The sequence below is a fragment of the Sulfuricurvum sp. RIFOXYD12_FULL_44_77 genome (genome assembly GCF_001830725.1).
GTDB lineage: Bacteria > Campylobacterota > Campylobacteria > Campylobacterales > Sulfurimonadaceae > Sulfuricurvum > Sulfuricurvum kujiense_A.
The window spans coordinates 1-10871 of sequence record NZ_MIBU01000115.1; the positions used below are offsets into that span (position 1 = coordinate 1).

12 protein-coding genes, 5 tRNA genes and 1 riboswitch are annotated in these 10871 nt (G+C 41.1%); of the genes, 9 read left to right on the forward strand and 8 right to left on the reverse strand.

The window, feature by feature from the left end; translation table 11 throughout:
* Window positions 1–720 (reverse strand): M23 family metallopeptidase (locus A2517_RS04840; RefSeq protein WP_294894699.1); only part of this gene is annotated, 720 nt, incomplete at its 3' end.
* Between the two features lie 137 nt (window positions 721–857).
* Between A2517_RS04840 and A2517_RS04845 the strand changes: the two genes are divergently transcribed.
* The 7 genes from A2517_RS04845 (at window position 858) to A2517_RS04875 (ending at window position 5893) form a co-directional block, all read left to right on the forward strand.
* A complete protein-coding gene (locus A2517_RS04845; RefSeq protein ID WP_294894701.1) occupies window positions 858–2078 on the forward strand; it encodes an EAL and HDOD domain-containing protein in 1221 nt (406 codons plus the stop codon).
* 70 nt (window positions 2079–2148) lie between these two features.
* Window positions 2149–2364 (forward strand): hypothetical protein, encoded by a 216-nt coding sequence (locus A2517_RS04850; RefSeq protein ID WP_294894703.1) that lies wholly within the window; start codon window positions 2149–2151, stop codon window positions 2362–2364.
* 134 nt (window positions 2365–2498) lie between these two features.
* Window positions 2499–3056 carry a hypothetical protein gene (locus A2517_RS04855; RefSeq protein ID WP_294894705.1) on the forward strand — a complete coding sequence of 186 codons (558 nt, stop codon included), beginning with the start codon at window positions 2499–2501 and terminating at the stop codon, window positions 3054–3056.
* Between the two features lie 434 nt (window positions 3057–3490).
* A riboswitch (cyclic di-GMP riboswitch) is annotated at window positions 3491–3570 on the forward strand.
* A gap of 87 nt (window positions 3571–3657) precedes the next feature.
* On the forward strand, window positions 3658–4275 hold the full coding sequence (traT, locus tag A2517_RS04860) for a complement resistance protein TraT (RefSeq protein WP_294894707.1): 618 nt from the start codon (window positions 3658–3660) through the stop codon (window positions 4273–4275).
* Between the two features lie 9 nt (window positions 4276–4284).
* Window positions 4285–4893 carry a hypothetical protein gene (locus A2517_RS04865; RefSeq protein WP_294894710.1) on the forward strand — a complete coding sequence of 203 codons (609 nt, stop codon included), beginning with the start codon at window positions 4285–4287 and terminating at the stop codon, window positions 4891–4893.
* Between the two features lie 80 nt (window positions 4894–4973).
* Window positions 4974–5498: a hypothetical protein gene (locus tag A2517_RS04870; RefSeq protein ID WP_294894712.1), complete on the forward strand. Its 525-nt coding sequence runs from the start codon at window positions 4974–4976 to the stop codon at window positions 5496–5498.
* Window positions 5495–5893, forward strand: a complete 399-nt coding sequence (locus tag A2517_RS04875) for a hypothetical protein (RefSeq protein ID WP_294894714.1) — start codon at window positions 5495–5497, stop codon at window positions 5891–5893. Before A2517_RS04870 ends, A2517_RS04875 begins: the two co-directional genes overlap by 4 nt.
* A 50-nt stretch (window positions 5894–5943) precedes the next feature.
* Here the strand turns inward: A2517_RS04875 and A2517_RS04880 are convergent, their stop codons facing one another.
* The 6 genes from A2517_RS04880 to A2517_RS04905 form a co-directional block, all read right to left on the reverse strand.
* Complete coding sequence (locus tag A2517_RS04880) at window positions 5944–6471, reverse strand: tyrosine-type recombinase/integrase (protein WP_294894716.1); 528 nt, start codon at window positions 6469–6471, stop codon at window positions 5944–5946.
* A 211-nt stretch (window positions 6472–6682) separates the two neighbouring features.
* A tRNA-Leu gene (locus tag A2517_RS04885) sits at window positions 6683–6767 on the reverse strand.
* A 22-nt stretch (window positions 6768–6789) separates the two neighbouring features.
* Window positions 6790–6866 (reverse strand) — tRNA-Arg (locus A2517_RS04890).
* A gap of 11 nt (window positions 6867–6877) precedes the next feature.
* Window positions 6878–6954, reverse strand: a tRNA-Arg gene (locus A2517_RS04895).
* 53 nt (window positions 6955–7007) lie between these two features.
* Window positions 7008–7084, reverse strand: a tRNA-His gene (locus tag A2517_RS04900).
* 50 nt (window positions 7085–7134) lie between these two features.
* Window positions 7135–7212: transfer RNA gene (locus A2517_RS04905), tRNA-Pro, on the reverse strand.
* 157 nt (window positions 7213–7369) lie between these two features.
* On the opposite strand from A2517_RS04905, the gene A2517_RS04910 reads away from it, so the two are divergent.
* Window positions 7370–8713 (forward strand): sodium-dependent transporter, encoded by a 1344-nt coding sequence (locus A2517_RS04910; RefSeq protein WP_294894717.1) that lies wholly within the window; start codon window positions 7370–7372, stop codon window positions 8711–8713.
* Window positions 8714–8731: 18 nt separating this feature from the next.
* A complete protein-coding gene (locus A2517_RS04915) occupies window positions 8732–9949 on the forward strand; it encodes an MFS transporter (protein WP_294894719.1) in 1218 nt (405 codons plus the stop codon).
* A gap of 126 nt (window positions 9950–10075) precedes the next feature.
* On the opposite strand, the gene A2517_RS04920 is transcribed toward A2517_RS04915, so the two are convergent.
* The gene (locus tag A2517_RS04920; protein ID WP_294894721.1) at window positions 10076–10852 is read right to left on the reverse strand and encodes a thiazole synthase; all 777 of its coding nucleotides are present in this window, start codon (window positions 10850–10852) and stop codon (window positions 10076–10078) included.
* Between the last annotated feature and the right edge of the window lie 19 nt (window positions 10853–10871).

Below are 10871 nucleotides of genomic sequence, written 5' to 3' on the forward strand. Positions count from 1 at the left end.
GGTGATACGGCCTGTCGCACCGCTGAGGGCAATACTATCCCCTTGTTTGACATAATCACCGACTTTTGCGTCAAATCGGCTGAGGTGAAAGTAACAACTGTACATTCCCTCACCGTGATCGATGATGATCGTCCCTCCCGCATAATAGCGATCTTCGGCTAGAACGACGATACCGTCATTCGCAGCTTGAATGGAGATTGGGGTGCGAGCTCTAAAATCGACTCCGCCGTGATAACTTTTCAAGCTTCCGTTGTAGGTACGTGCCGAACCGTATTCACTGGTGATAAATGTATCCAGCGGTTGAATAAACGGTTTGTTCCAGTAGCGTATGGGGGTAAAATGGGTATAGATTTTTTCGGCATTTGCCCGCTCGCGTTCTATCCTCTCAAGGGCTTCGGGAGGAGGAGTAATTTTAGAGGGGTCAACGCTCAGTGTTTCGGTGGGGTACGATGCACTTTGAATAGTGATAGGAAAGGAGAGTGTTTTTCCCGGCGCACTCCATGTCAGGTTGCTCTCCCCCATTGGGGAATAATAGTCGATAGGGAGAATCGCGAACCCTTGCTGAGGATTGGCGGGGTGAGAGAGAACACTGATATTGCTCTCTTTGGTCACGATGACTCCTGAGGGTGAGGGGAGAGTAATAATGAGACTTTTACCGTTGTATCCCTCCGCACCCCAGAGCATTAAAAATCCAAACCACAAACCAATCAGTAGACGCATACGGCTCCCTCTTCCCTTACTGTAAGTACCATTGTAACATTAAGGGGTTTGAAACTTGTTTTAGCGGTTTTCTTATCCATTATGTGTTACTATAAAAACTTAAGATCGAGAGCGAAAAGTATTAAAGAAAGATAAAAATGGGAAGCAGTTATATCGGTCGTCAACCTATTGTCAATGAACGGGGAGCCCTTTTTGCGTATGACCTTTTTTCCTCTGCACAAAAGGATGGAGAGCATGCAACGGCTACCCTCATCAACGATCTGCAAAGTGCTTTCGGAATCGATCAGATTCTCGGGAAACGGGTCGGATTTATCCGTATTGATGATGCGTTTATTTTTCATGATCTACTCGGGTTATTTCCGAAAGAGAGAGTCATTTACGCATTGCTCGAAGAGAATGTAGTTGATAATGCGCTGTGTGAACATTTAAAAAAACTCAAAGTGCAAGGGTACCGCTTCGCCCTTAACGATTTTGCCTATACCCCTGAAAATATAGAAAAATTTTCCCCTATTTTCCCCTATTTAGAGTTTGTTAAAGTAGATATAACCCGAAGCAGACGGATTAAACAGGAAGATGTTGAGGAACTTAAAAAACAAGGGTTGATTGTCATCGGGGCAAAAATAGAATCTCATGATATTCATGCCGAGTGTGTTGCAAAAGGGTTCACCTATTTTCAAGGGTATTTTATCTCCAAGCCGAAAATTCTTGAAAATCCCTCGTTTTCCATTGATCAAGAGGCTGTGATTCAGCTGTGGAATATGCTTCAATGCGAGGCAGATATCGATCAATTGGTAAAAGCGTTTGAGTTAAATCATATGGTGAGTTTAAAATTGATCCGTTTTATCAATTCCGCCGTTTTTTCGCTCCCTAATCCGGTCTCTTCTGTTCGCCACGTTTTAACGCTGGTGGGGCGAGAACCTCTTGCTCATTGGATTATGCTTTTGATGTTTTCGGAATCTCAAGGCTCGAATCAAAATACAATTCCCTTAATGCTGATGGTTGTGAATCGAACGGAATTAATGACACAGCTGTTAGAACTCATTAATCCGAACGCGACAAAATCCCAAAAGGCAACGGCTTATTTTGTGGGGATGCTATCGTTGATTCATCTCCTATTTCACATTCCGCATCGGGAAGTACTAAAACGGCTGAATGTTGCACCTGAAATCGAGCGGGCACTCTTCGAGGGAGACGGGTTTTACGGGGAGTTACTAGGGATGGTACGTGCTATTGAGATGCTTGATACGGAAAGTATCGAGAGATTTTTACAGAAGCACTCTTTGAAACATGAGGTATTAGAGCCGTTAATCGCATCCGCTATGGAAAAAGTGAATCAGTTTGATGAAGCGATGGGGTAAAAGAGAAGTTTTTGGAATAGGTAATGCTTAGTTTAACACACATCAAAATTGCTAAGAATAAAGGAAAAAGATGGTTATACTCAGTAGTGCACAGCAATCCCCTTCTCCAATGGAATCAAATCAAATAGCAGAATCAACTCTTCGACATAATCGTTCTCTCAGTGATGCTATTTTAGAATTTACGGCAGAAGAAGTTCAAAAAAACAATACAAAATTTCAAGAAAACATTGCAGTAATCTCAGCGCAAACGAGCGGAAAAGGGTTGACTCTGGATATTAGAGGATAATTTTAAAATTTGTTCTAGTAGTTTTTTAAATTAAATTATGTGTATAAATGCTTTTAAACTTTGGTTAAAGTGAATCCAGATAGAATTAATATAAGAAATATTTTAATATTTCAAATTAGATTTTAAGGGTCACTATGCGAAGCTTAATTTTATCGTCTTTGGCAATTTCCAGTTTGTTTTTATTTTCAGGATGTGCCAACAAAGTTCCCAATTACTCGAATTCTCCTCAAAATATACGTGCAGTTAAAAATTTGCAAAAAGAAGAAAAAACTGCAGTAACCATTGCTTCTTTTAAAGCTAAGAATGAGGGCGAATCGAAAGTAATGTGCCGATTGGCAACTCCAGTAGGCACCCCTGATGGTATGACTTTCGCTAAGTATGTTGAAGATGCTTTGGCTGTTGAACTAGAAATGGGAGATATGATTGATCCTAAATCAAAAACCATTATTTCGGGTAGTCTCGAAAATGTTTATGGGAGCACTGTTTTAGGAAATGCGTATTGGGAACATACATTAAAATTGACTTCAACAAACGGACAGAGTATGGAAATTATGTCACGGTATGATTATGAGTCAAGTTTTTCGGCATATTCTGCTTGCAGTGAAATGCAACGCTCATATTTACCGGCTGTTCAGCTATTGGTGAATAAAATCATTACCGATCCTCGTTTTAAAGACCTAGTTAAAAATTAAAATCTATGCTCCTTTTGGAGCATAATGATAAATGCAAGTGCTTTTCTACTGATGAAAAAATAAGAAATACATACTTAAAATTGTTATGAATAGGAGTGATATAATAATTTTACAATGATTGCATGACTTTTTTTGAAGAAGAGAGAGATACCGAAGCCCATATAATAGGGGTTTTTCGATGGTGCGGATGAAAGGACTCTTCACCAACAAGCAAAAACCTTCATAAGTACCTATTTAGGGGCTTTAAAATAAAACTGGTGCATAAAAAGTATCAGAATGAATCACTTCTGTATCAAAATACTACTCTTATATCTATAAAGTCTTATTAAATTTCATATCCCAACTTTTTTCTAGACTTATTTTATAAAAAGTGTCAGAGATCAGCAAAAATTAATAAGAATAATCTAATAATACAAGCAGTTTATCAATGTTATTTTATGAAAAGCCAAACTCATTGTGAAATGGGGTCGGAAAGTCATGGGTCTTTTGTTATTAAGATCGCCAGATTGCCAATACTTCTTCGTGCGTAATCAGTAACTTTCCTTTATCTCTTGTCTTTTTAGAAAATCACTTTGAATTTAGTAAATCTGGTGGGAACTAAATGAAAAAAATGTATCAAATTATTGGCGTTGTTGGATTGTCTGCAATCCTTTTACAAGGATGTGGGTCTATTACAATGGAAGCAAATTCAAAAATGACCAATAGTATATTTTTTAAAAATATACAGCCTAAGAAAACAGCGTTTATTGTTGCTAAAAATAGCAGTCCAGTTGATAGTGAACTTGGAAATCAAGTGAAGCAAAAATTGCAAAATCGTGGCTATATGTTAATGGATAATCCTGATACTGCTCAGTACATAGTTCAGGTTAATGCTCTAAATATGAACGAAGAACATGAACAAAAAGCTTTGAAAACTGCAACAGCGGCAGGTGCAACAACAGCGATTGTTAGCTATGCCGTTAATCACTCAGGCAAAGATGCTTTGGGGAGCGGTTTGGCTGTTGGTGCTGTTGCAGGATTATTCGCATACGCAACGGCAGATGGTCATGTCAGAATGCAAGCAGATGTTTTAATTACAGAGAAATTGGCAGATAATAAAACAATTGAACATAGTACACGGGTATTTGCCGAAGCTACTCAGATGCGTTTGACAGTTGCCGAAGCTCAACCCATTTTAGAAGATAAAATCAGCACTCAGATTGCTGGGATATTTAATTAAGGATAAAAGATGGTAAAAAAAATAATTTCGAATGGTTTATTGGCTAGCGGATTACTTCTGTTTGCTGGGTGTAGTTATAGTGGATCTGCTTATAACCCAATAGTGAAGCCAAGCTCAGTGATTTTAGCAGGACACGCTCCAGGTGCTCCTAGCCTTTCAAGAGCTTCTGATGCAACTCAAACGGCATGGTTTTCATTGCAACAAGCTGCAATGTATACATTAAAATCAGGTAACAAATACTTTGCAATAGATAAACCAAAATTGATTTCAAATACAGATGGATCGACTATGAATACACCTGAGGAATTTGCTGTTAAGTGTACCAGTTCGGGTGCGGCATCTGCGGGATCTGCATTTGATGCATTTGGGATTGGTGAATATGGATGCAGAATTGCTTCTGGTCCGCATATCAAGGCAGGATTCATTGAAATTGTGACTTATAAAGAGAAACCGAAAACTATTCTGGTTTATGATGCAGATGAAGTTATAGCTTATTTGAAATCTCATGAGTTATTTGTTGAAGAGGATGAATACATCGCAAAAGGTGAGTTGAATAGTAAAAGTTCTGCGATGTACCAATCATATACAAACTGGTATCGCGGAAAACGGGATAAATAAAAAGGAATGGCTAAAATTTAAAAAGAGCACATTCTAGTTAATCGTTTTGAGATGGAAATTTAACTATAAAAGGAAAAAAAATGAAAAATGAAATTGTCGCATCTATTACATTATTGGGTGCATTAGTAATGTTGGACGGATGTGCTACCGGACGAGTTTTTTATACCGATCCTGAACCTTTTAAGCAAACAACTATTCAAAATTATAGTGATCTTTCGCAAGAAAAGAGAAATTTATTGATGCAAAATGTTTTGTTGAAAAATAATCAAGGATATGATATTTCAGGTACATGCATAAACATGAATATAAAATATACTCCTGATGCAAGTGTACGCAACGATTTACAAAAGGGTATTTTTGAGAACGATAAAACGTATTTAAAAGGATTTTATACAAAATATTCAAATTGTTTTATAGTAAATGAAAGCAGTATTGAGCGTGTTGATAAATCTGTTTGTATTGGCAAAGATGGGAAGCAGGATAAATGTTATCACGGAATGGATATGAAGGGTCGAGCTTATTCTACTTATATAAATGAACTTCAAACCAAAATAGTAAATTTATATAATCAAGAAGTTGCTTCATATAGAAAGGAGAAAAAATGATTAACAAAAAACGACTAGGTTTTGTTCTATTAGGCGTGGCTCTATCATTCACAGGTTGCTCACAAAAAATGGTTTCCATAGAAGAAACATCAGCGTGGAAAGAAGAACACCCGAATGCTTCTATAGAAGGTTATTATGATGCTGTTATGCCAAAATTGCGAGAAACTTGTTCTGCTGGATACGGTAAACAATGCAGCAATTTTTACGTCAACGAACCTCGTGAAAAATGTCAAAGAAATATATTTACAGGTAATGTATTCTGTACCTATGAAGGACATTCAGGCTATACTTCAAGTATTTACTGGGTTAGTCAAAGACAGTGGATTTCTGAACCAGTCAGATATGATTATACAATGTATGCAAATAAGTCGGTTAGTTTATCAAGCGTAAGATAGTTAAGCTCAGTAAATTTAAAATTAGCTGCTATCTTTGGGCTTCAAATAAACTAATTTAAAGTTGGAAAAATAATTCCTGCAATATCCATCTTTTGGATCGCTTCGAGTAAAACCTTTTGGTTTTGAACGATATATCGTTTTTGATTTTCTGACTTACCCTCGTGCCGCATTAAAAAGTTTAATTGCGAGTCCAAAACTCTCCCACTCATTTTTGAAGCAAATGTATGCCGGAACGAATGAAAATCTTTTAAAAGTTTTTCATTTTGTAGAGTTGTTAGATCAATCCATTCTGCTTTGAACTTTTTGTTATTGAACTTTTTTGAAAATGCCTGTCCGTAACCTTTGTCGTTAGTGAAAAAAAGTTGTGGTAAAATTCGTTCTTCCCCGCGTTTTTGAAGCTCTTTTGTATAGTCTAAAAATCCAAGTTCTATCAACTTTGGATGAATCGGCACAATACGTCGAGAAGTTTTATTTTTGATTTGTTGATCGGAATGTTGTGTATAGATTCGAAAACATATTACGCTATCACGGTCGATAATATCGTCGAGATAAAGCTGTGCTGCTTTATTAACCCGCAATCCATGTAAGCCCTATCAAAAGTGAAGTTTTTGGTAGTGTTTGGGATTTTTCGTCTGAAGTGATAATAAGAATCTTGTAGAAAGAGGTATTTCATGACATTTTCTCGCTAGAAAAGTATCAGAAAGTAAGTTGAAAAGTATCAGAAATTTTGAATTAAGCAGTTTTGAAGTCTACCGATGCCCTTATAAATAGGGGGTTATCGATTGTTGGTGGTGCGGATGAAAGGACTTGAACCTTCACACCTTGCGGCACCAGATCCTAAGTCTGGCGTGTCTACCAATTTCACCACATCCGCGCACGTAATTATAAGTCTAAGGTGGTACGCCCTAGAGGATTCGAACCTCTGACCGATGCCTTAGAAGGGCATTGCTCTATCCAGCTGAGCTAAGGACGCATGAGTATATATGGTGCGCCCGATAGGGTTCGAACCTATAACCTACGGATCCGAAGTCCGTTACTCTATCCAGTTGAGCTACGAACGCACAATCGCCTTCTAAAACATCGTGTATCAAAGGTGTTTCAAACCAGAAACAAATGGGGTGGGTGATGGGGATCGAACCCACGACCCTCAGAACCACAACCTGATGCTCTAACCGACTGAGCTACACCCACCATCTGTAATAAAGAATCTGTTTGAAAAAATACAAAAAAAGAAAAAAACATGGTCGGGGCGAGAGGACTCGAACCTCCGGCCCCTTGGTCCCAAACCAAGTACTCTAACCAGACTGAGCTACGCCCCGACCTTCATCTAACTTAAACTCGAGTGAGCTAATTAGTGAGGCGAAATTATAGTTGAAATTCACTCAAATGTCAATACTTTCATCAATTTTGCTATAATTCAGTAAATCAGGAATCAATTTTGCTAATGATTCGACAAGAAATAGGATAAGGGATAGCATGAAAATAGCACATTTTAGCCGGTGGGGGTTTTTGATGGCCGCCGCAGGTTCAGCTGTAGGACTCGGTAATATTTGGAAATTCCCCTATATTACAGGTGAATACGGTGGGGGTGCGTTTGTTCTCGTCTATTTGTTGACGGTTGCATTGGTCGGATTTTCGGTGATGATCGCGGAAATGCTGATTGGGTATTTAGGTCGTCGTGACGGTGTTGGAGCGTTTGAAGAGTTGGCACCGCGTCACAAAGAGAGATGGAAATATGCGGGGTTTATGGGACTTTCCGGAACCCTTGTCATGTTTTATTACTCCGTTGTTATCGGATGGATTTTTTACTATATTACCCTCTCTTTTGGTACACTCCCTTCCTCGATTCCTGAAGCTGAGGGGATTTATAACGCTCTCATGACGCAAGGGATCGAGACTCAAATATTTTTTCATACCCTCTCTTTTATGATTATTACCGCCGTTTTGGTTCGAGGGATCAAGGGGGGGATTGAGAAGTTCAATCTCATCTTGATGCCGGCATTGATGATGATTATTGCGGGGATGCTGATCTATGCAATGAATTTGGAGAGTTTTACGAAAGCACTCTCCTACATGTTTGTTCCTGATTGGAGCAAGCTTACCTCTGAAGCGTTTGCCGTAGCGGTGGGACATGCCTTTTTTACCCTCTCTTTAGGGATGGGGGCGATCATGATCTATTCGGCATCGTTGGCGAAAGATAGCAATATTGTCCGCGCCTCTTTGTTTGTTATCGCAACCGATACGCTGATTGCTTTGGCAGCGGGATTGGTTCTTTTTACCTTTTTATTCCAATACGGTGCGGAACCTGCAAAAGGGCCGGGACTCGTCTTTATCTCTCTTCCTTCGGTGTTTCATGCGATGGGGATGGTGGGGAATGTTCTAGCGGTTCTCTTTTTTGTAGCACTTGCGTTTGCCGGACTCACCTCTTCGGTCTCGCTCGTTGAGCCGATGGTTCAGTATTTGATCGACCGTTGGAACATGAGTCGTGTCAAAGCGGCAGTATCTATGGGGCTTTTCTTTTATTTGTTCGGGATAGTGGCGATATTATCCCTTTATTCGGGGACTTCGGAGTATTTCACATGGGGTGGGAAAAGTTTCTTTGACTGGTCGGATTATATGACTTCCAATGTATTCTTGCCGCTTGCGGGATTGGTAATGGCTATCTTTGTCGGACATGTGGTCGAAAAAGAGCGTGTTGCGTCAGTACTGAAGGATCAAATGGGGTGGTTCTATCCTATTTGGAGATTTAGTGTTCGCTTTATTGCTCCGGTTGCATTGTTATTTGTCATGCTCAATCTTGTGGGCATCATATCATTTTAAGGGGGGGGAGGTATTAGTATGAGTGTATGGCGTCAAGTTTTAACTCTCCCCGTTATCGTGATCGCGATGGGGTATTTTGTCGATATTTACGATCTGATTTTATTCGGTGTGGTGCGGGTCGAGAGTTTGACCGAGTTGGGGTTGGATAAAGATGGCGTTACCCTATGGGGATCGATTATCCTGAATGCCCAAATGGGGGGAATGCTGATCGGCGGGATTCTCTGGGGAATTTTGGGGGATAAAAAAGGGCGGCTCTCTGTGTTGTTCGCCTCGATTATTCTCTATTCGGTTGCCAATCTTCTCAATGCATTTGTGACCAATGTCGAGCAGTATGCCCTGTTACGATTTATCGCCGGTATCGGTTTGGCGGGTGAATTGGGGGCCGGGGTGACGCTGGTTGCCGAAATCCTCCCTAAAGAGCTGCGCGGGTACGGGGTCATGAGTATTGCGGCATTCGGTGTCCTCGGAGTCGTTGCAGCCAATATCGTCGCTGAAAATTTTGCATGGCGAAATGCGTATATCATCGGCGGGGTGCTGGGCTTTTTACTGTTGATTTTACGTTTCCGTGTTCGAGAATCGGAAATGTTTCAGCACCATGTCAGCGATGATATTAAGAGGGGGCATTTCTTTGCCCTCTTTACCCACAAGAAGCTTTTCAGTAAATACATTAAAGCCATCGTGATTGGGATGCCGTTGTGGTATGTTGTCGGTGTTTTGGTGATGTTCTCTCCTGAGTTTGCCAAAGCACTCGATATCATAGGGGACGTAACGGCGGGGCAGGCACTGATGTACACCTATATCGGATTATCGGTCGGTGATTTGGCGAGCGGATATTTGTCGCAACAGATGCAAAGCCGTAAACGGGCGTATACCATCTTTATGGTGCTCTCAGTAGCTAGTGTCCTGTACTATTTCACTCTATCGGGTGCAACGGCACAATCGTTTTATGTCGCGGTCTTTTTGCTGGGTGTGTTCTGTGGTTACTGGGCCCTCTTTATTACTATGGCGGCGGAGCAGTTCGGAACGAACATCCGTGCTACCGTCGCAACGACGGTACCCAATTTCGTTCGCGGTTCGGTCGTGCCGATTACGTCGAGCTTTATGCTGCTCAAAGAGAGTATGGGTGTTTTGGGTTCCGCCGCAGTAGTGGGGTCGGTTGTGTTTACGATTGCTTTGGTGGCACTTTATTTTACCCGTGAGACGTTTCATGAGGATTTAGATTATATCGAGGCGTAGTAAAATTCCCGTGATCCAATACCTAGAGCCATTCCGAAGGTAACAGTGCCGAGAGGAATGAGCGTTCTTGGATCACGGTATGATCTTTTGATACTTTTCTGACTAAACAGAAAAGTATAGAAGGTATTAAAACTGGATCATCCCATCCACTGGAGATGAAGCAGTAGCGTAAGGACGTTTAGGTATACGTCCTGCAAGATAACTCAAACGTCCTGCAATCACCGCATTTTTCATAGCTTCCGCCATCAGCATCGGATTTTGCGCTTGCGCAATCGCTGTGTTAGTGAGAACTCCATCCGCACCTAACTCCATTGCTAACGCCGCATCACTGGCACATCCTATCCCTGCATCGACGATAATCGGTACCTTGACCGCTTCACGGACAAACACGATGTTATAACGGTTTTGTACCCCAAGACCTGAACCGATCGGGGCAGCAAGAGGCATAATCGCGTGGGCTCCCGCATCTTCGAGACGGCGTGCCATAATCGGATCATCCGAGGTGTAGGCCATAATCGTAAATCCGTCACGCGCTAATACCTCACATGCTTTGATCGTCTCTAATACGTCAGGATAGAGAGTCTTTTGGGTATCGCCGATTACTTCGAGTTTGATTAGATCGATTCCCGTCGCTTCACGGGTGAGGCGAAAAAGGGTGATCGCCTCTTCGGCGGTGGTGCATCCAGCGGAGTTGGGCAAAAACTTGACATTCGTCCCCGCAAACGTATCGCGAAGATTCGGTTCATTGGGGTTGGTGATATTGAGACGGCGCACGGCTACGGTGATCAATTCAGACCCGCTTGCCAGTGTTGCTGCTTTGGTTGTTTCAAACGAGTCGTATTTGCCGCTTCCGACGATAAGACGGCTTCCGAGGGTATATTTTCCGATTTGTAAAGTATGCATCCACTAGTCCTTTAGAATT